This is a genomic window from Sphingomonas radiodurans, from assembly GCF_020866845.1.
GTDB classification, from domain to species: domain Bacteria; phylum Pseudomonadota; class Alphaproteobacteria; order Sphingomonadales; family Sphingomonadaceae; genus Sphingomonas; species Sphingomonas radiodurans.
This window is the reverse complement of record NZ_CP086594.1, coordinates 1,501,292-1,522,003: the sequence shown is the minus strand read 5'-3', so window position 1 is coordinate 1,522,003 and position 20,712 is coordinate 1,501,292. Positions and strand designations below refer to the sequence as shown.

Sequence of the window (20,712 nt, the reverse complement as noted above, 5' to 3'; positions counted from 1 at the left end):
GACGTGCTGCCGAAATCGTGCAAATGGCGCCCGCAAGCGACCGAAAGGGTCGCGTCTGGGGGGATGCCATTATGCGCTCGACGTTTCTGATCCGTTGTTTTGTCACGGCCGCACCGCTTGCGCTGGCGATGCCCGCCGCGGCGCAGGAGGCGGCGGCGCCGGTAGCGGATCAGTCGCAGGCGGATGCCGATCCGGGCGACATCGTCGTCACCGCGACGCGCCGCTCCGAGGCGCTGTCCGACGTGCCGATCGCGATTTCCGCCGTGTCGGGCGAGACGCTGCAGAATACCGGCGCCACGGATGTTCGCGCGCTCAACCAGGTGGCGCCGTCGCTGCTCGTGTCGGGTGCGACGAGCGAAGTAAACTTCACCGCGCGCATCCGTGGCATCGGCACGGTGGGCGAGAATGCCGGGCTTGAAAGCTCGGTCGGCCTGTTCATCGATGGCGTCTATCGCAGCCGCACTGGCGTTGGCCTCTCCGAACTGGGCGATATCGAACGCGTCGAAGTGCTGCGCGGGCCGCAGGGCACGCTGTTTGGCCGCAATTCGACGGCGGGCCTCATCAACATCGTCACCAAAGGGCCCGAACTCGGCCGTTTCATGGCCAAGGGATCGGCGACCTACGGCAATTACGATTTCGTCCGTCTCGATGGGGCGGTTAACGTCCCGGCCGGCGAGAATGCCGCCTTCCGCCTCGACGGCGTGTGGCAGCAGCGCGACGGCTATATCAAGGCGTTGACGCCCGGCGAGCCGGACATGAACGATCGCGATCGCTGGCTGGTGCGCGGCCAGTTCGCCTACGAGCCGACCGACGCGCTCAAGGTGCGGCTGATCGGCGATTATTCGACGCGTGACGAGAATTGCTGCGCTGGCGTGCTGCTCGGGCCGGTGCGCGGGCTGACGCGGCAGGCGGACGGATCGGCGCTGGCCGGACCCAACGCGCTGTTCGGGCTGGTACAGGCGCTCGGCGCGAATTACCCGACGACGACCTCGGCGGACCGGCGCTTCGAATATGCGATGCCGAACACGCCGGGCACGCGCTACACCTCGGACAGCGATGATTGGGGTGTCTCGGGCGAGATCAGCTATGATTTCGGCGGCGCGAGCCTGACGTCGATCACCGCCTATCGCGACTATAAGAACAAGCAGGGGCAGGACGGCGACTTCAGCGCGCTGGGGCTGCTCGACCGGTTCAACCTCGACCGCCGCTTCCGCCTGTTCAGCCAGGAGCTGCGCGTGCAGGGCGAGCTGTTCGACGGCCGGCTTGACTGGCTGGTCGGCGGCTATTTTTCGAACGAGAAGCTCGATGTCTCCGACGACATCAAATACGGCAAGGATTTCGAGCGCTACGCCAATTGCACCTTGTTCTCGAGCGTGCTGCCGACCGCGGTGCTGCCGAGCAATCCGTTCTGCGTGAACGTGCCGGTGGTGCAGGCGACGATTGCAGGGCTGAACGCGCTGCCCGCGGGCGATCCGCGGCGCGCGTCGATCGGCACGCTGTCGTCGCTGATCGCCAACACGGCACGGCCCGGTTTCGGCAGCCTCGCGGCGGTGCTGGGGCAGCCGAACATCGCGATCAACGGCACCGGCAACGTCGACACGCGCTATCGTCAGGACAGCGAGAATTACGCCTTCTTCACGCACAACACGATCGACATCATCGAAGACAGGCTGATGCTGACGCTCGGCGCGCGCTACACGCACGAGCAGAAGAATCTGGCGGCCGACGCGAACCTCAACAATACGCTCTGCCCACTGATTGTGAACTCGGTCTATCAATCGCTTGCCGCTCTGCCATGTGTCACCAACGGCACCGCGCCTGACTTCGCCGCCGGATCGCCGGGCACGCGCTTCACCGATAGCGAATGGACCGGCACGGCGGTGCTGGCGTTCAAGCCGATCGACACACTGCTGCTCTACGGATCGGTGTCGAAGGGCTACAAGGCGGGTGGGTTCAACCTCGACTTCTCCGCACTCGACCGGCCCTGCTACGTCGCGTTCGACACTGCCTGCGCTGCGCGGCTGGCGCTGCCGGCGAACAGTTCGGGCAATGGGCGCGCCGAGGCGTCGGACCTCGGCTTCGCGAGCGAGAAGGTGTGGGCGTACGAGATCGGCGCCAAGTGGAACGGGCCGGGCATCGATATCAACCTCGCCGCCTTCTACCAGGCGTATGAGGATTATCAGCTCAACACGTACAACGGCGTGAACTTCGAGGTTACCAACATCCAATCGTGCAAGGACGACCTGGGCGGCGGCGACCGCGACAATTCGGCCGCGACGGGCGGGTGTGCTGCCGATCGGCTGCGGCCGGGCGTGATCTCCAAGGGGTTCGAGATCGAGACGTTCCTGCGCCCGCATCGCGACATCTCGGTGAACATGGCGCTGACCTATGTCGATTCGTTCTACCGCGAGAATCTGGTGGGGACGGGCGGTCGGCCGCTGTCGCCGGTGCTGTTCCAGCTGCCGGGCGGCAACGTCTCCAACTCGTCGCGCTATGCCGCGACCGCCGGGATCAGCTGGACGCCCGATATCGGCGACAGCGGGCTGACCGGGCTGGTGTATTTCGACACCCGCCTGCAGAGCGACACCAACACCGGATCGGATCTCGACCCCGAGAAGATTCAGGACGGCTTCGCGGTCGTGAACGGTCGCATCGGCATTTATGGCGACAAGCGCGCCTGGGGGCTGGAATTGTGGGCGCAGAACATCTTCGCCCAGCGCTATTTCCAGATCGGTGCTGAAATGCCGTTGCAGGGCAGCGGCAGCATCGGTTCGGTCACCGCGCCAGTGTCGGCCGGCTTCTCGGCGACCGCCAACCAGCTGTTCGTGGGCTTCCCGGGCGAGCCGCGGATGTACGGCGTAACGCTGCGCGGCAGCTTCTGATCTCGGCGATTTGACGGCGGCCATCGCTTCATTACAGTGACGGCCGTTTCGTCTCTTCCGGATCGGACGCAATAGGCCTATATTGCGTGCTTGTGAATCGACAGGAGATCAAACCATACGTCCGCCCATGATGCGCCGGCCTAACCAGGCGCCGCCGATGAACGGCCCGCGATTCAACGAATGGATCCAGAGCCAGAAGGTCCGCGTGATCGATCACGAGGGCGAGAATCTCGGCGTGATGTACACTCGCGAGGCGATGGACCAGGCCAAGGAGCTCGGGCTCGACCTGGTCGAAGTGTCGCCCAACGCCGATCCGCCGGTCGCCAAGTTCCTCGATGTCGGCAAGTTCAAGTACGAGGCGCAGAAGAAGGCCAACCTCGCCCGCAAGAGCCAGAAGACGCAGGAGATCAAGGAGATCAAGATGCGTCCCAACATCGATGACCACGATTACGACACCAAGATGAAGAAGGTGGCGGAATTCATCGATGAAGGCGACAAGGTGAAGGTGACCATGCGCTTCCGCGGACGCGAGCTTTCGCACGGCCAGCTCGGCATGGCGGTGCTCCAGCGCGTCGCGGAGCAGGTGGCCGAGACGGCGAAGGTGGAAGCCTATCCGCGCATGGAAGGCCGCCAGATGCTGATGGTGCTCGCCCCGAAGTAAAATTTCGTAATTGGCGGAAAAGCAGGCCGCGCCTCGACGAGAGGTGCGGCCTTTTTCTTGGCTGACGTAGCGTCATTTCGCGGGCGTGACAGGTCCGGCGCGGCCCGATCGTGGCAATCGTGCGACAGCCACATTCGAAAATCCTTGTGAGCGCGCGAATTTCCTATGCGCCAGCATCTGTCGCTCTAAAGGCGCCGCTCCAAACTCATTCTTCAAAAAAATAAAACGGAGAGCCCGATGCGTCGCACCGCCTCGCTTTTGTCCACTGCCGCCCTGTTCGCCGCACTGCCCGCCCTTGCGCAGGAGCAGCCGAGCCAGGATCCGACCGCCGCCGGCTCGGTCGCAACACCGCAGCCCGCCCCCGCCAGCGACGCCGCCATCGCTGATCCGACCGCCACCGAGGACGCAGGCGCGGGCGACATCGTCGTCACCGCCACGCGCCGCTCCGAGCGGCTCGCCGACGTGCCGATCGCAGTAACCGCGGTCAGCCAGGTCGCGCTGCAGAACTCGGGCGCGAACGACATTCGTGGCGTGGTGCAGCTCGCCCCGTCGCTGCTGATCTCGTCGACGGGCAGCGAAGCGAACGCCTCGGCGCGTATCCGCGGCATCGGTACGGTCGGTGACAATCCCGGCCTCGAAAGCTCGGTCGCGGTGTTCATCGACGGCGTCTACCGTAGCCGCACCGGCTCGGGCCTCAACGACATCGGCGAGGTCGATCGGATCGAAGTGCTGCGCGGGCCGCAGGGCACGCTCTCGGGCCGCAACGCCTCGGCCGGCGCGATCAACGTCTACACCAAGGCACCGTCGAACGAGTTCGGCGGTTATGTCGAGGGCACCTACGGCAATTACGACAATATCCGCATCGCCGGCGCGGTGACCGGGCCGATCGTGAAGGATCTGCTGTCGTTCCGCCTCGACGGCGTGTTCGCCAAGCGCGACGGCTTCTACCAGGACGTCGTCAACAACGTCGATTACAACAACCGTGACCGCTACTTCGTGCGCGGCCAGCTGCTGTTCGAGCCGACGACGGATCTGTCGGTTCGCCTGATCGGCGACTACACCTTCCGTGACGAAGCATGCTGCGGCGCGGTTTACGTCGACACGCGCGAGAAGCTCGATCCGACGCCGGGCGTTGCGGGTGACTTCACCGTCAACCCGAACGGCAACCGCATCGTCGACGTGCTGCGCAGCCTGGGCGGCGTGTTCCCGAGCGCGGGCGATCCGTACAACCGCCAGATCGCCTTCACGCCGGGCCGCGCCTATTCGAACGAGACGAAGGACTACGGCGGGTCGATGCAGATCGACTATAATTTCGGCAATGCCTCGCTAACGTCGATCACCGCGTATCGCGAATATAAGGCGGGCAACGCCGGCGACATCGATTTCGGCAACGTCGATCTCGGCTATCGCGCCGACGACGGCCGCGCGTTTCGCCAGTTCCACACCTTCACGCAGGAAGTTCGCCTGCAGGGTTCGCTGTTCGACGATCGCTTCGACTGGCTGGTCGGTGGCTTCTACTCGAACGAAGACCTCGTCATCGGCGATAACCTTCAGTTCGGGTCGCAATATGGCGCGTTCGCCTCGTGCCGGATCGTCGCGACCGTCAGCCCGGTAGCGGCGCTGCGCAACCCGGCGGCGCCAGGCTGCCTGAGCGCCGCAGGAACGGCCACTATCAACGGGGCGTTTGCCGCGGCTCCCGGCGTTGCGCCGGCGTTGATCAACGGGCTGAACACGCTGTCGACGCTCAACAATCTCGGCGACCGCAACGCGCGCTATTATCAGGACAGCGAGAATTACGCGTTCTTCACGCACAACATCTTCAAACTGACCGATACGCTGTCGATCACCGCCGGCCTGCGCTGGACGCACGAGGCAAAGGCGTTCCGCGCGAACTTCGACAATACCAACACCGTCTGCCCGCAGCTGCAGCAGCAGCTCTCGCCGCTGCTCGGCAATGCAGCGACCGCGGCGCTGGCCGGCGGGATCATCACGTTGGGCTGCACCGGCAATTCGTCGGTCGCGCTGAACGGGCTCGATCTGCGCAACAACTTCAGCGAGAATGAATTCACCGGCACCGGTGTCGTCTCGTGGAAGCCTAATCGCGACCTGATGTTCTACGCCAGCTACTCGCGCGGCTATAAGGCCGGTGGCTACAATCTCGATCGGTCGGAACTGGCGCCCAACGCCTTCGCTCCGCCGACGAACGCCGGCGCCGCGCGGCTGCGCTTCGATCCGGAGCTGGTGAACAGCTACGAAGCGGGCCTGAAGTATTCGACGCGCCGCTTCACCGCGAACTTCACGGTGTTCCGTTCGGACTTCCAGAACTTCCAGCTTAACACGTTCAACGGCACCAACTTCGTCGTGCAGAACATCGGCTCGTGTGAGAACGATCTGAACGGCGCGGATCAGGACGCATCGGGCGTGACGGGCGCTTGCACCGGCAAGGTCGGCACGGGCGTGCGCAGCCAGGGCGTCGAGGTCGAACTCGGCATCTATCCGGCGCGCAACGTGGCGGTGAACCTGGGCTACACGCTCGCCGACACCAAGTTCCGCGACAATTTGGTCGGTTCGGCTTCGGGCGAAGCGCTCGATCCGGCGCTGTTCCTGACGCCGGGCAGCCAGATGTCTAACGCGCCGCGCAATGTGGTGACGAGCTCGTTCAGCTGGACGCCGGACATCGGCAGCAACGGCCTTTCCGCGCTGTTCTACATCGATGGCCGCATGTCGAGCGACTATAACACCGGCTCGGACCTGTTCGTCGAGAAGGAGCAGGACGGCTTCGTCGTCGCCAATGCGCGCATCGGCATCCGCGGCGCGGATTCGAACTGGGCGCTCGAGGCGTTTGTGCAGAACCTGTTCGACGAGGATTACCAGCAGGTCGCGTTCAACGCCCCGTTCCAGGGCGCGGGCAGCCTGGCGCAGGTGCAGCGCTTCGGGGGGACGGGCAACCAGATCTTCTCGTCGTTCCTGGCCGAGCCGCGCACCTATGGCATCACGGCGCGGAAGCGCTTCTGATCGGGCGGGCGTCTTGGGGCGCCCCGCTTATCGAACGCTGCCCCGGCGAAGGTCTCGTGCCTTCGCCGGGGTTTTCGTTTGTGGTTCGCTTATCGCAGCCCGATGATCGCGATCTGGCGGCCGTAACTTGGCTCGCCGCGGTGCGTTGCGCGGCGGTAGCTAAAGAAGCGCGGCTCGTCGGCGTAGGTGTCGAGCCCTAGGGCCTCGATCCGCCGCACGCCCGCGCGCGCGAGGCGGTGCGCGACATAGCCTTCCAGATCGAACTGCGCGTGATCGGCGCGGGCGTCGGCGAAGAACCGTTCGTTTGCTGGATCATCCGCCTCGAAGCGGCGGCGGAAATCGTCGTCGACCTCGTAGCTCGCGCGGGCGATGCACGGGCCGATCGCGGCGACGATCCGTTCGCGCTGGGCGCCGAGCGCTTCCATCGCGGCGATCGTCGCGTCGGTGACGCCGCCGATCGCACCCTTCCATCCGGCGTGCGCCGCGCCGACGATGCCGGCGGACGTGTCGGCGAGCAGCACGGGCGCGCAATCCGCGGTGAGGATGCCGAGCGCGATGCCGGGCCGGTCGGTGACCAGTGCATCGCCGTGCGGGCGTTCGGCCAAGGGCTCGGCGACGGTGATGCAGTCGGCCGAGTGGATCTGGTAGCACGTGACGAGCGCTGCGCCGGGCAGCACCGCGTCGGTCGCGCGGCGGCGGTTTTCCTCGATCGCGGCGGGATCGTCGTCCGACCCGAGGCCGACGTTGAGGCCGCCATGCAGCCCGGCCGACACGCCGCCACGTCGCCCGAGAAAGCCGTGCGCGACGCCGTCCAGCGCGGCGGCGCGGATCACTTCGACGGCGGCCGCTTCGGCGATCACAGGTCGAACCGCATGATCATGTCGCGATCGATCTGGCTGCCGGTCTTGAACGCATAATCGCCGATATGGCGGAAGCCGTGCTTTTCGTAGAAGGCGCGGGCGCGGTGGTTCTCCTCCCACACCGTCAGCTGGATCGCGACCGCGCCGCGCCGGCGTGCCACGTCGCATGCCCAACGCAGCAAGGTGGCCGCGACGCCGCTGCCGTGCTCGGCGGGATCGACATAGAGCTGGTGGAGGTGGACGGTATTGTCGGTCGGCACCTCGCCGTCGAAGAAGGTCGGGCCAAGCTTGCAATAGCCGATCACTGCGCCTTGCTTCAGCGCGATCTGGAAATCGTACGCCGGGTCCGCGAGATGGCGCCGGAGCGTGCCTTCGGGGCCGTAGGCGTTGGCGACATAGGCATCGATATCGCTGGGTGGCGCCGAATGCGCGAAGGTTGCTAGCCATACGCGCCGCGCCATTGCGTCGAGCGCCGCGCCATCGGTGTTCACCGCGTTGCGATAGTCGATCATGCGAATCCTGCCGGGGTTGGCCAATCAGGATGGCGGATCGCCAGCACCTTGAACAGCGCCCCCATCGCCTCGACCAGCCGGTCGCGATCGGGCGCGACGCGCGGGCCGAGCGCGGCGGCGCGGGCGTCGATTCCGAGCGCGGTGAGGAACGAGCCCTGGCCGATCGGGCCGGAGACGCTGGCGCCGCTCGCCGTGCCGACGAGGCCGAGCGTGGCGAAGTCGACGTGCGCGGTGAGGTCGCGCTCGCCCGGCGCCTCGAACGGATTGGCGAAGGCGTGGCTGCGCACCGCCTGCAGCGTCTCGCCGACCGCCGGGCCTTCATAGCCATAGTCGATCGCGAGGCATGCGCCGCCCTGCGCCACGATTCGCGCGGCGAGCACGCGCATGATGCCGACGCTGGCGGGCGAGGTTTCGATGGTCGAACCCAGCGGCGCATCGGCGAGGTGCGGCGGGATGATGGCGTCGGGAAGCTGTTTACCGGGGATCGGCAGGAACAGCGTGTCCTGGCAGGCGACGAGCCGCTCGTGCCAGCCGCCGCGGCCGCGCACAAGCTGGCGGATGGGGAGCGCATCGAAGAATTCGTTGGCGATGACGATGAGCGGGCGGTCTGCGGGCAGTTCCTCGACATCATCGTGCCAGATCGCGTGCGGCACGCGCTCCGACTGCGTCGCGCGCAGGACCGGGCTGGTCTCGACGAAATGCACTGGTGGGGCGAAGCCGGCCTTGGTTGCGGCGCGCAAGGCATCGGCGGTAAGCGTGCCGCGGCCGGGGCCGAGCTCGACCCAGCGCACGTCGGGGCGGTCGGCGCGATCCCACAGGTCTGCCGCCCATAGCCCGATCAGTTCGCCGAACATCTGGCTGATCTCGGGCGCGGTGACGAAGTCGCCGCCCACGCCGAGCGGATCGCGTGTCGCGTAATAGTGGGCGTTGGCGGCGGCCATATATTGGCTCACCGGGATTGGCCCGCCGAGCGTGATGGCGCGGGCGAGGCGATCGGCGAGGCCAGCGTCCTGCGCGTCGGCGTTCCCCTCCCGCTTGCGGGAGGGGTTAGGGGAGGGGATGTCGATCATTGGCGGTGGGACATGCCCTCCCCCGACCCCTCCGGCAAGCGGGAGGGGGGGAAGAAGGGGAGGGTCAGGCGACGCTTTGGGCGCCTGCGATCGGCTCGACGCGCTGGCGGCGGCCCGGTGCGGTGACGATCAGGTACAGGCCGCCGATGATCATCGGCACGCACAGCACCTGCCCCATGTGGATCGTCGTCGCGAAGAAGGTGCCGGCGAATTGCGAATCGGGCTCGCGGAAGAATTCCACGAAAAAACGTGCAAGGCCGTAGCCGAGCAGGAACACGCCGACGAGCCGGCCGGGCTCGTAGCGCGCCTTTGTGCGCCAGAAGACGAACCACAGCAGCGCGAACAGCGCGAGCCCTTCGAGGCCAGCCTCGTACAACTGGCTGGGGTGGCGAGCCGGCTCGGCGAACCCCGCCGGAACGGTGCGCTCGAACACGATCGCCCATGGCACGTCGGCAGGCTTGCCCCACAATTCGCCATTCACGAAATTGGCCAGCCGGCCGAAGAACAGCCCGAACGGCACGACGCACGCGACATAATCGTGGATGCGCAGCCAGTTCAGCCCGTTCTTGCGCGCGAACAGGATGATCGCGATGCTGGTGCCGATCGCGCCGCCGTGGAAGCTCATCCCGCCATCCCACAGCCGCAGGATGCGCAGCGGATGCAGGAGCATGTCCGGCGCGTAGAACAACACATAGCCGATCCGCCCGCCCAGGATGATGCCGAGCGTTGCGTAGAACACCAGATCGTCGGCATGGCGCCGCGCCATCGGGGCGCCGGGCTGATCGAGCAGCTTCAGCAGATACCACCAGCCGATGACGATCCCAGCGATATAGGCGAGGCTGTACCAGCGCAGCGTGAAGAAGCCGATCGAGAATACGTCGGGGTGCAGCCCAAGCTCCTCGAAACGGATGTGGCCGCCGGCGGCAGCAAGCATGGGCAGGATCAAGGCTTTCCCCTTCGGTGTCGCGCCTCCATAAAGGCCTGGGGCACCAAGACCAATACCAAGCGGAGAGACGCATGAAGACCGAACTCGATCTCAAGATGGATGCCACGATGGCGGCGATGACCGCGGAAGGCGGTCCACTTGCGCTCGGCTCGATCGAACGGTTCGGCCAGCAGCTGCCGATCATCGCCGGCGCACCGCCGACGCTGTCCGCCTATTTCGATCATTATTGCCAGCAGCACGCCACAGTCGAATTCCTCGTCGCGGGAGACGAGCGGCTGACCTTTGCCGATACCCATGCCAAGGCGCGCGCGGTCGCGGCCGCGCTGGTGAGTGGTTTCGGGGTGAAGAAGGGCGACCGGATCGGCATCGCCGCGCGCAATTCGCCGTCGTGGATCGTCCTGTACATGGGAATCCTGATGGCCGGCGGCGTCGCCACGCTGCTCAACGGCTGGTGGCAGGCGGAGGAATTGCAGGCAGGCGTCGACGACGTCGGCTGCACCATCGTCTTCGCCGATCCGCCGCGTGCGAAGCGGCTCGCCGCGATCGTCGGCCTTGCCGCCAGCGTGGTCGAATTCGACGATATCCAGCCGCTCGACACGGCGCTCGCGCCGATCGTCGCGAAGGGTGACGGCACCGCTGAGCTGCCGCCGCTCGGGCCGGACGATCACGCGACGATCCTGTTCACCTCGGGGTCGACCGGCCAGTCGAAGGGCGCGCTCTCGACGCACCGGCAAGTGACGCAGGGCGTGTTTAACTATCTCGGATCGGCGATGATGATGCTCGCGCTCGCCGCGCAGGACGGCCAGGCGCCGACCGGGTTGCAGCCCTCGACGCTGCTCAACGTGCCGCTGTTCCACGTTACCGCGGAAGTGCCGGTGATGCTCCAGTCGTTCGCGATCGGGCGCAAGCTGGTGCTGATGCCCAAGTGGGACGCGGAAGAGGCGATGCGGCTGATCGAGCAGGAGAAGATCACGTATTTCGTCGGCGTGCCGCTGATGAGCTTCGAAATGCTCAACCATCCGCACCGACACAAATACGATCTGTCAAGCGTCGCCGACATCGCGGCGGGTGGCGCCCCGCGCCCGGCCGATCACGTCAAGCGGATCGACGACGAAATGGAGGGCGCGCCGCTGATTGGCTATGGCCTGACCGAGACGAACGGCGTGGGCACCGGCAATTGGCGGAGCAATTATATCGCCAAGCCCAATTCGGCCGGGCGGCCTTCACCGCCGCTGGTCGACCTCGCGATCCTCGACGATGCCGGCACGGTGCTGGCGCAGGGCGCGCGCGGCGAAGTGGCGATCCGTTCGGCGGCGAACTTCCAGGAATATTGGGGCAAGCCCGAGGCGACGGCGAGCTGCTACACCGCCGATGGCTATTTTCGCACCGGCGACATCGGCTATCTCGATGAGGAGGGGTATCTCTTCATCGTCGATCGCAAGAAGGACATCATCATCCGCGGCGGCGAGAATATCAGCTGCCAGGAAGTCGAGGCGGCGCTGTACCAGCATCCCGAGGTTGCCGAGGCGGCGGTGTTCGGGCTGGCCGACGAGCGGTACGGCGAAGTGCCAGGCGCGGTGGTCCACCTCGCGCAGCGCGGCGCGGTGACGACCGAGGATCTGAACGTGTTCCTTCATCAGCATATCGCGGCGTTCAAGGTGCCGGCGCGGATCTGGCTTGCCGATGATGCCTTGCCGCGGCTCGGGACGGAGAAGATCGACAAGGTTTCGCTGCGCACCAAATATCGTGCGCTGGCGGCGACCGAGGCGGATACCGCCGCGGTGTAAATGCCCCGTCCGAAGCTCGTCATGCCGGGCCGGGCCCGGCATGACGATGCAAGCCGGTGACGTCACGGTTTTCCCCCGCTAAGCGCCAAGGATGATCACGCGACGCTCTCTGCTCGTCACCGGTGGTGCGGGGCTCGGGCTTGCGGTGGCCTGGGCAGTGTGGCCGCGGTCGTACGTGGTCGACCTCGCCCCTGCGGCGCATGAGACTCAGCTCGGCGCGTGGCTGAAGATCGCGGAGAGCGGCCAGATCACGATCGCGGTGCCGCAGGCGGAGCACGGCCAGGGCGTGTACACCACGCTGCCGCAGATCGTCGCCGACGAGCTTGGTGCGGATTGGCGCACGATCGGGGTCGAGGCCGCGCTGCTCAGCCCGCTTTATGCCAACCCGCTCGCCGCCGACGTGCTCTTCGGAAGTACGCGCGCGCCGACCGCGGGCGCGCGCGAACATTGGGTGCGATCGGCGATGATGCTGACGGGCGGTTCGACGTCGGTTCGCATGTTCGAGGGGACGCTGCGGCAGGCCGGCGCGGCGGCGCGGGTGCTGCTGGCGAAGGCGGCGGCGGCGCGCTGGGGGATCGAACCGGAAGCGTGCGAGACGCGCGATGGGTTCGTCATTTCGGGCAATCGCCGGTTGCGTTTCGGTGACCTTGCGGCGGCAGCGGCTGGGCAAGAACTGCCGGCCGAACTGCCGCTGCGCATTGGCGACGAGGGGCGGCTGAGCGGCCAGCCGCTCCCGCGGCTCGACGCACCGGCGAAGGTGGACGGATCGGCCAATTATGCGGCCGACGTGCGGTTGCCCGACATGGTCTTCGCCAGCATCGCGCAGGGGCCGGTAGGTGGCACGAGCCGGCTGGTGCGCGCGGACAAGGCCGCGGCCGATCGCGTGCGCGGGGTTGTGGGGGTGATCGAGAACCCGCGCTGGATCGCGGCGGCGGCGAACAATTGGTGGGCGGCGAACCGGGCGATCGCCGCGCTTGCACCGCGCTTCGAGACGCGCGGGCGGCTGGCGGACGATGCCGCCGTTGCTGGCGCGCTCGACGCGGCGCTGGGCGGTGAGGGGCACCGTGTGGCCGAGATCGGCGATGTCGCGGCCGTGCTGCGCGGCGACGTGATGCATGCCGATTACACGATCGGGCTCGGCATCCACGCTGCGCTGGAGACGCCGACCGCGACGGCCTGGTGGCACGCCGACCGGCTCGAACTGTGGATCCCGACGCAAGCGCCGGGCCTCGCCCGCGCTGCCGCCGCGCGCGCGATCGGGGTGTCGGAGCGCGCGGTGACGATCCACCCGATGCTGGTGGGCGGATCGTTCGGCCAGGCACTCGAACATGATGCGGTCGAGCAAGCGGCGATCCTTGCGGTGTCGCTGCGCCGCCCGGTGCAGCTGACGTGGTCGCGGCGCGAGGCGATCCTGCACGATCGGTTCGGCGCGCCCGTGAAGGCGCGGATGGCGGCGCGGCTGTCGACCGACGGGCGCATCATCGGCTGGCACGCGAAGCTCGCGACGCCGGCGACGGGGGCCGCGCTCGCGGCGCGGTTGATGCCGTCCGACCCGCTGATCGGCGCGGAACGGCTGCTGCCGGCGGCCGCCGATGGCTATGCCATGTCAGGCGCGGTGCCGCCGTATCGCCTGGCGGCACTCGCGATCGACCATCATCCAGCCGCGATCGACGTGCCGGTTGGGCATCTGCGCGGGCAGGCGGATCGCGCCAATGCATTCGCCACCGAATGCTTCATCGACGAGCTCGCGCATCGTGCGGGAGCGGAGCCGATGTCGTTCCGGATCGGGATGCTCGGCCATGATGCCGCGCTCGCGCGCTGCCTTACCACCGCCGCGTCGCTTGGCGGGTGGGATGGTGGCCGTGCTGGCAGCGGGCAGGGGCTCGCGTGCCATGCGATGGCGGGCAGCCGAATCGCGGTGCTCGCCGAGGCGCAGTTCGATGGCGCCGGGCGGCCGCGCGTCGATCGCATCGTGGCGGCGGTCGATTGCGGCCGGGCGATCAACCCCGATATCGTGCGCCAGCAGATCGAGGGCGGGATCGTCCTCGGGTTGGGGCTCGCGACCGGAGCCGGGCTACAATTTACTGATGGGATTGCCGGCGTTCGCTCACTGGGTGAGTTGCGCTTGCCGCGGCTCGCCGATACGCCCGAAATCACCGTGGAGCTGATCCCAAGTGGTGCCGATCCGGGCGGGGTGAGCGATCTCGGCGTCTGCGCCGTCGCACCTGCCATCGCCAATGCCCTTGCCGCCGCGACCGGCAACCGCTTACGCTCGTTACCGTTGGGAAACCCATGAACGTTCCTGCCGATCACCCGCCGATCGTACCCCGCCGCGTGGGGGTGTTGCTGATCAACCTCGGCACGCCCGACGCGCCCGATACGAAATCGGTGCGCCGCTATCTCGCGGAGTTCCTGTCCGACCGGCGGGTGATCGAGATCCCGCAGATCCTGTGGCAGCCGATCCTGCGCGGCGCGGTGCTGACCACGCGCCCGGAAAAATCGGCGGAGGCCTATGCGCAGGTGTGGCGCGAGGATGGCTCGCCGCTGGCGGCGGTAACGCGCGCGCAGGCCAAGGCGCTGGAAGGGGCGTTCGGCGAGGGCGTGACGGTCGATTATGCGATGCGTTACGGCAAGCCATCGATCGCCGACCGGATGAAGGCGATGAAGGATGCCGGCTGCGAGCGCATCCTGCTGGCGCCGCTCTACCCGCAATATTGTGCCGCCACGACGGCGACGGCCAACGACAAGGCGTTCGAGCATCTCGCCTCGCTGCGCTGGCAGCCAGCGATCCGCACCTTGCCGCCGTATCACGACGATCCCGGCTATATTTCCGCGCTGAAGACATCGGTGGAGGAGGGGCTCGCGGCGCTCGACTTTGCGCCCGACCTGCTGATCGCAAGCTTCCATGGCATGCCCAAGCGCACCTTGGAGCTCGGCGATCCGTATCATTGCCACTGCCAGAAGACCGCGCGGTTGTTCGCCGAGGCGATGGGGCGTGAGGTTCGCATCACTTTCCAATCGCGCTTCGGACCGGCGAAATGGCTCGAGCCCGCGACCGACGTGACGCTGGAGGCGCTCCCCGGTCAGGGCGTGCGCAAGGTCGCCATCTTTGCGCCGGGCTTCTCCGCCGACTGCCTCGAAACGCTGGAAGAACTCGCGATCCGTGGGAAGGAATCGTTCATCGAAGCGGGGGGCACGCACTTCGCGTATCTGCCGTGCCTCAACGACAGCCCGGTCGGCATTGATTTGTTGCAGACGCTGCTCGCGCGGGAGCTTGAAGGCTGGGTGCGGCTTCCGTAGCGTCGGGCAAACGACACGAAGGAGAGGCTACAATGGCACGGGTGGCGATCGTCACGGGCGGGACGCGCGGGATCGGCGAGGCGATCAGCCTTGCGCTCGAGGACATGGGCATGACCGTCGCGGCGAATTACGCCGGCAACGACACCAAGGCGGCCGAATTCACCGAGCGCACCGGGATCAAGGCGTACAAGTGGGACGTCAGCGACTATGACGCCTGCCAGGCCGGCACCGCGCGCGTTGTGGAGGAGCTCGGGCCGGTCGACGTGCTGGTCAATAACGCCGGCATCACGCGCGACGGCACGATCCTGAAGATGACCTACCAGATGTGGAAGGAAGTCATGGATACGAACCTTGGCGGTTGCTTCAACATGGCCAAGGCGGTGTTTCCGGGCATGCGCGATCGCAAATGGGGCCGGATCGTCAACATCGGCTCGATCAACGGGCAGGCCGGGCAATATGGGCAGGTGAATTATGCCGCGGCGAAGAGCGGCATCCACGGGTTCACCAAGGCGCTGTCCCAGGAAGGCGCGCGCGCCGGCGTGACGGTGAACGCGATCGCGCCGGGCTATATCGATACCGACATGGTCGCGGCGGTGCCGCCGGACGTGCTCGACAAGATCGTCGCGAAGATCCCGGTCGGGCGGTTGGGCCAGGCGCACGAGATCGCACGTGGCGTGGCGTTCCTGTGCTCGGAGGAGGGCGGGTTCGTGACCGGATCGACGCTGAGCATCAACGGCGGACAGCATATGTACTGACGGGCAAAGGCGCGTCGCGAGGCGACGCGCCGGTGCGCAAGGCGCATTGCCCGGCACGGCCGGCGGGTCGGCCTCGGCCGAACCCGTCCGACGACGCGGCTTTGCCGCGGCGTGCTACTTCAAAAGCAATGCCCGGCCAAAGCCCGGCACACCATCAAGCCTGCGAGCCGGTTCCACGCCGCGCTGCGAGCGCCTGTTCCACCGCCTGCATTCCGTCCGTACTAGCCGTCGCCACGTCGAGCGGACGGCCGCCGAGCGCCTCGTCGGGCTCGTTCAGGAACACGCGCGCTTCGTCGCGACCCATGATCTCAAACGCCATGCGGACGGCGCGTCCCTGGCGATTGGCCTCATCCGCGGACAGCTTCGACTTGACCGAGGCGGGGCGAAACTGGCGACGCCGCATCGGGTTCGCGAGGCTGGCGGGCGCCTCCGTCGGGGCTTCGACAGCAGCTTCAGGGGCGGTTTCGACGGCAGCGACCGGATCGGCTTCCGCAGCGGTTTCTGCCACGGTTTCCGCAGCAGCTTCGGGGGCTGTCTCGCTCAAGCTGCGTCAATCCGCATCGGGCTGGTCGCGCCGCTATCAGACTGAAGAGTCGCGATCCGTGCCGCATAGCCGTGCATCAGGCCCGCATGGGCGTGCCGCGCTTCAGCCGTCGCCGCTTGCTCGGCGTTGACGAGCGACATCTGGTGCCGCGCGAAGAGATGATTGAGATCCAAGAAGCGAGACTCCCGTCGCGTAAGCGGGAGCACGTGCGTCTCTCAGTCGCCAGCGCCTACTTTTTGGAACTGCTCGCGATTGTTTCCATATAGGAACGATCGGCCTTGGTTCCAAGCGCGCGTGCTTTGCCCTAATCGCCATCCGCATGAGCCCACGCTTCGATACCTTGCCCAATCGCCGTGCGATCGTCGATCGGCGCGCGCTCGCCGATGCGATCGCGGCGCTCGAGATCGACGATCGTGCTTTGCTGCGCCGCACTGCCACGGCGATGCTCAAGGACGCGCTCGACGCAGGGCGCGCAGAGATCGCGCGGCGGCTGGAGGAACGCCCGTCGCGCGGGCTCGAGGCAGCCAATGCGCAGGCGTTCCTGGTCGATCAGCTGCTGCGTATACTGCTCGATCTGATCACCCAGCGGCTCTATCCGCCGACCAACCGCACCGCCGGCGAGCGGCTGTCGCTGATCGCGGTTGGCGGATACGGCCGTGGCGAGATGGCGCCGTTCTCGGATGTCGACATCGGTTTCCTCACCCCCTGGAAGCAGACGGGCTGGGCCGAGCAAGTCATCGAATCGATGCTTTATGCGCTGTGGGACATGGGGCTGAAGGTCGGCCATTCGTCGCGCTCGCTCGACGAGATGGTGCGCCAGGCGAAGGGCGACGTGACGATCCGGACCGCGCTGCTGGAAGGCCGTTACGTCTGGGGTGATGTCGCGCTGCACGAGGAAGCGATGCGCCGCTTCAAGGCCGAGGTGACGCACGGCACCGAGCGACAGTTCATCGCCGACAAGCTGGCCGAGCGGAACGTGCGCCACGTGAAGATGGGCGACACGCGCTACGTGGTCGAGCCGAACGTGAAGGAGGGGAAGGGCGCCCTGCGCGATCTCCACGCGCTCTTCTGGATCGGCAAATATGTCTATGATGTCGATCGGGCGGCACAGTTGGTCGACGTCGGGCTGTTTTCCGCGTCGGAATACCGGCTGTTCCACCGCGCCGACAACTTCTTCTGGGCGGTGCGCTGCCACCTGCACTTGGTGGCCGGGCGGGCCGAGGAACGGCTGACGTTCGACCTGCAGCGCGAGATCGCCGAGCGGATGCGTTTCTCCGATCGACCGGGGAAGGCCGCGGTCGAGCGGTTCATGCAATACTACTTCCTGCAAGCGAAGTCGGTCGGCACGCTGAGCGGGCTCTTTCTCGCGCATCTCGACGAGCAGTTCGCCGCGCGTGGGCGGCGTTTCGGGCTGCCGCGGCTGCGGCGGCGGCCGACGCGGCTGCACGGCTTCGTGCTCGATCGCGGGCGGCTTGCGCTGCCGAATGACAGCTTCTTCGCCGAGGATCCGGTGCGGCTGATCGAGATGTTCCAGCTCGCCGACCTCCACGGCGTGGAGATCCATCCGCTCGCCGCGCGCGCCGCCACGCGCGATGCGAAGCTGGTGGATAGCGTGCGGCGTGATCCGCGCGCCAACGCGCTGTTCCTCGACGTGCTGACGAGCCCACGCGACCCCGAGCTGGTGCTGCGCTGGATGAACGAAACCGGCGTGTTCGGCCGGTTCGTGCCCGATTTCGGCCGCGTCGTCGCGCAGATGCAGTTCGACATGTATCATCACTATACCGTCGACGAGCATACGATCCGTGCGATCGGGCTGCTCTCGCAGATCGAGCGCGGCGAGCTAAAGGCCGACCACCCGATCGCGACCGAGCTGGTCCCGCAGATCGTATCGCGCCGTGTGTTGTATGTCGCGGTGCTGCTGCACGACATCGCCAAGGGGCGCGGCGGCGATCATTCGATCCTGGGCGCCGCGGTGGCGGAGAAGCTGTGCCCGCGCTTCGGGCTGACCCCGGCGGAAACCGAGACGGTGGTGTGGCTCGTGCGCTATCACCTGCTGATGTCGGCGACCGCGTTCAAGCGCGACCTCTCCGACTTCAAGACGATCCTCGACTATACCGCGATCGTGCAATCGCCTGAGCGGCTGAGGCTGCTGATGGTGCTGACGATCGTCGACATCCGAGCGGTGGGGCCGGGAACGTGGAACGGGTGGAAGCGCCAGTTGCTCGGCGACCTTTATGAATCCGCGGAGGAAGTGCTCCGGCTCGGCCACAAGCAGAAGGGCCGTGGCGAGCGGATCATCATCAAGCACGAGAATCTTGCTGCTGCGATGCAGTGGGACGAGGGCGCGCTTGCCGCCTATGTCCGGCGCTTCCCCGAGGCGTATTGGATTGCCGAGCCCGACGACGTGCTCGCCCACAACGCGCGCTTCGTGGCGCGCGTGGGCAATGTGCCGCTCGCGATCGACGCGCAGGTCTATGCTCAGCGCGGCGCGACGCTGGTGACGGTGTACGCCGCCGACCATCCCGGCATCTTCTATCGTATCGCCGGCGCGATCCACCTTGCGGGTGGCAACATCATCGACGCGCGCATCCACACGACGCGCGACGGCATGGCACTCGACAATTTCCTCGTCCAGGATCCGTTCGGCCGGCCGTTTGCCGAGGACGATCAGCTCGCCCGGCTGCGCACCGCGATCGAAGATGCGCTGGCGAACCGCGGCAAGCTGGTCGATCGGCTGAAGGCGAAGCCGCTGCCGCGCACGCGCGCCGACGCCTTCCGGATCGAGCCCAACGTGCTGGTCGACAACAAGGCGTCGAACCGCTTCACCGTGGTGGAGGTGAATGCCCGCGACCGGCCAGCGCTGCTCAATCAGCTGGCCAATGCGCTGTTCCAGTCGAAGGTGACGATCCATTCGGCGCATGTCGCGACCTATGGCGAGCGAGCCGTCGACACCTTCTATCTCACCGATCTGACCGGTGATAAGATCGCCAGCGGTGCGCGGCTGAAGACGCTGGAGAAGCGGCTGCTCGATGCGGCGGCAGGCAGAGCGGTGGAGCTGGCGGCCTGAGCATAGCGAGGGGGGACGCGACATGCCGGTTCTGGGAATGGGTGGCTTGTTCTTTCGCGCGCAGGATCCCGACGCGTTGACCGCGTGGTATCGTGATCATCTCGGAGTCGGCGCCGGTTGCAATTCGACCGGGGAGGGTGAGCCGAGCGAATGGTTCTGGCAGGTGCAGGGCGGCCCGATGGTTTTCGCGCCGTTCAAAGCGACGACCGATTATTTTCCCGCCGACAAGGCGTTTATGATCAACTTGCGGGTTAGCGGCATCGCTGCGCTGATCGAGTCGTTGACGGCTGCGGGGATCGCGGTGGAGACGCGGGCGGAATGGGACGCGCCGGAGACGGGGCGGTTTGCGCGCATCCATGATCCGGAGGGGAATCCGATCGAGTTGTGGGAGCCGCCGGCGGAGGTGTGACGTCGCTAATCCTCCCCCAAAACATTCCTCCCCAAGCTCTGCTTGGGGAGGGGGGACCATGCGAAGCATGGTGGAGGGGCTGGCTTGATGGAACCGTTGCGCCTGGCCAGCCCCTCCACCATCCGCTTTGCGGATGGTCCCCCTCCCCGAGCGGAGCTCGGGGAGGAATGAGAAGGGAGGATTACTTCAGCGCCTCTGTGACCAGCGGTGCCACCTTGCTCACTACCCGGTTCACGCCCGCCGGGTTCGGATGGATCCCGTCGCCCAGCAACAGGCGGCGATCGGTGATCACGCCGTCGAGGAAGAAGGGATATAGCGGGGCGCCGTACTTCTTCGCGAGATCGGGATAGATCGCATTGAACGCGCCGGCATAGTCAGCGCCCATGTTCGGCGCCGCGACCATGCCGGTCAGCATCATCGGAATGTCGCGACGCTTCAGTTCGGCGAGGATCGCCTCGATATTCTCGCGCGTGCGCGCCGGGCTGAGCCCGCGCAGCATGTCGTTCGCGCCGAGCCCGACGATCACGAGATCGGGCTTGCGCGCCAGACCGTCGAGCACGAACGCGACCCGCGCCCGCCCGCCGGCGCTGGTATCGCCCGACACACCGGCGTTGACCACCTGCGCTGCGACCCCGCGCTCCTTGAGCGTGCGTTCCAGCACTGGCGCGAACCCTTCGGTCGGCCCGAGATTATAGCCGGCGTAGAGGCTGTCGCCGAGCGCGACGACCAATTTGGTGTCGGCGGCCTCCGCAGTGGCTCGCGCAACGGGGGCCGGCGCGGGGGCGCTCGACGCGTTCGTCGCGGCGGATTGTTCGTCCGTCGCCGGGCTGCAGGCCGTGCTCAGGTGGACAAGCGCCACCGCCACCACCAAATGCCGCTTCGCCATCACCAAGGAGCGTCCCTT

At 66.8% G+C, this 20,712-nt stretch carries 16 protein-coding genes; 9 read left to right on the top strand and 7 right to left on the bottom strand.

Annotated features, from left to right (window positions below):
* Positions 1-71: 71 nt before the first annotated feature.
* From LLW23_RS07300 to LLW23_RS07290, 3 genes are all read left to right on the top strand, one after another.
* The gene (locus LLW23_RS07300; RefSeq protein WP_228948098.1) at positions 72-2,882 is read left to right on the top strand and encodes a TonB-dependent receptor; all 2,811 of its coding nucleotides are present in this window, start codon (positions 72-74) and stop codon (positions 2,880-2,882) included.
* A 127-nt stretch (positions 2,883-3,009) separates the two neighbouring features.
* Positions 3,010-3,543, top strand: a complete 534-nt coding sequence (gene infC / locus LLW23_RS07295; protein ID WP_228948097.1) for a translation initiation factor IF-3 — start codon at positions 3,010-3,012, stop codon at positions 3,541-3,543.
* 237 nt (positions 3,544-3,780) lie between these two features.
* Positions 3,781-6,558 (top strand): TonB-dependent receptor, encoded by a 2,778-nt coding sequence (locus tag LLW23_RS07290; protein WP_228948096.1) that lies wholly within the window; start codon positions 3,781-3,783, stop codon positions 6,556-6,558.
* Between the two features lie 89 nt (positions 6,559-6,647).
* Here LLW23_RS07290 and pgeF read toward each other — a convergent pair whose 3' ends face one another.
* The 4 genes from pgeF to lgt all read right to left on the bottom strand — a co-directional run bounded on the left by pgeF (position 6,648) and on the right by lgt (position 9,946).
* The gene (pgeF, locus tag LLW23_RS07285; RefSeq protein ID WP_408642025.1) at positions 6,648-7,418 is read right to left on the bottom strand and encodes a peptidoglycan editing factor PgeF; all 771 of its coding nucleotides are present in this window, start codon (positions 7,416-7,418) and stop codon (positions 6,648-6,650) included.
* Positions 7,415-7,930, bottom strand: a complete 516-nt coding sequence (locus tag LLW23_RS07280; protein ID WP_228948095.1) for a GNAT family N-acetyltransferase — start codon at positions 7,928-7,930, stop codon at positions 7,415-7,417. Before LLW23_RS07280 ends, pgeF begins: the two co-directional genes overlap by 4 nt.
* Complete coding sequence (locus LLW23_RS07275; RefSeq protein WP_408642024.1) at positions 7,927-9,000, bottom strand: class I SAM-dependent methyltransferase; 1,074 nt, start codon at positions 8,998-9,000, stop codon at positions 7,927-7,929. The genes LLW23_RS07280 and LLW23_RS07275 overlap by 4 nt, the downstream gene beginning before the upstream one ends.
* Before the next feature lie 64 nt (positions 9,001-9,064).
* Positions 9,065-9,946, bottom strand: a complete 882-nt coding sequence (gene lgt / locus LLW23_RS07270) for a prolipoprotein diacylglyceryl transferase (protein ID WP_408642023.1) — start codon at positions 9,944-9,946, stop codon at positions 9,065-9,067.
* 71 nt (positions 9,947-10,017) lie between these two features.
* Between lgt and LLW23_RS07265 the strand changes: the two genes are divergently transcribed.
* The 4 genes from LLW23_RS07265 to phbB all read left to right on the top strand — a co-directional run bounded on the left by LLW23_RS07265 (position 10,018) and on the right by phbB (position 15,788).
* Positions 10,018-11,733 carry a class I adenylate-forming enzyme family protein gene (locus tag LLW23_RS07265; protein ID WP_228948094.1) on the top strand — a complete coding sequence of 572 codons (1,716 nt, stop codon included), beginning with the start codon at positions 10,018-10,020 and terminating at the stop codon, positions 11,731-11,733.
* 91 nt (positions 11,734-11,824) lie between these two features.
* Positions 11,825-14,029 carry a molybdopterin cofactor-binding domain-containing protein gene (locus LLW23_RS07260; protein ID WP_228948093.1) on the top strand — a complete coding sequence of 735 codons (2,205 nt, stop codon included), beginning with the start codon at positions 11,825-11,827 and terminating at the stop codon, positions 14,027-14,029.
* Positions 14,026-15,033 carry a ferrochelatase gene (hemH, locus tag LLW23_RS07255; protein WP_228948092.1) on the top strand — a complete coding sequence of 336 codons (1,008 nt, stop codon included), beginning with the start codon at positions 14,026-14,028 and terminating at the stop codon, positions 15,031-15,033. Before LLW23_RS07260 ends, hemH begins: the two co-directional genes overlap by 4 nt.
* 32 nt (positions 15,034-15,065) lie before the next feature.
* Positions 15,066-15,788, top strand: coding sequence for an acetoacetyl-CoA reductase (gene phbB / locus LLW23_RS07250; RefSeq protein ID WP_228948091.1), 723 nt, complete (start codon positions 15,066-15,068; stop codon positions 15,786-15,788).
* 154 nt (positions 15,789-15,942) lie between these two features.
* Here phbB and LLW23_RS07245 read toward each other — a convergent pair whose 3' ends face one another.
* The gene (locus LLW23_RS07245) at positions 15,943-16,332 is read right to left on the bottom strand and encodes an antitoxin Xre/MbcA/ParS toxin-binding domain-containing protein (protein WP_228948090.1); all 390 of its coding nucleotides are present in this window, start codon (positions 16,330-16,332) and stop codon (positions 15,943-15,945) included.
* Positions 16,329-16,505, bottom strand: coding sequence for a hypothetical protein (locus tag LLW23_RS07240; protein WP_228948089.1), 177 nt, complete (start codon positions 16,503-16,505; stop codon positions 16,329-16,331). Before LLW23_RS07240 ends, LLW23_RS07245 begins: the two co-directional genes overlap by 4 nt.
* Positions 16,506-16,651: 146 nt before the next feature.
* Here LLW23_RS07240 and LLW23_RS07235 point away from each other — a divergent pair, with 146 nt between their 5' ends.
* Positions 16,652-19,399 (top strand): [protein-PII] uridylyltransferase, encoded by a 2,748-nt coding sequence (locus LLW23_RS07235; RefSeq protein WP_228948088.1) that lies wholly within the window; start codon positions 16,652-16,654, stop codon positions 19,397-19,399.
* Positions 19,400-19,421: 22 nt separating this feature from the next.
* Positions 19,422-19,808: a VOC family protein gene (locus LLW23_RS07230; protein WP_228948087.1), complete on the top strand. Its 387-nt coding sequence runs from the start codon at positions 19,422-19,424 to the stop codon at positions 19,806-19,808.
* A gap of 181 nt (positions 19,809-19,989) precedes the next feature.
* Here the strand turns inward: LLW23_RS07230 and LLW23_RS07225 are convergent, their stop codons facing one another.
* Positions 19,990-20,694 carry an arylesterase gene (locus LLW23_RS07225; protein WP_228948086.1) on the bottom strand — a complete coding sequence of 235 codons (705 nt, stop codon included), beginning with the start codon at positions 20,692-20,694 and terminating at the stop codon, positions 19,990-19,992.
* Positions 20,695-20,712 lie beyond the last annotated feature (18 nt).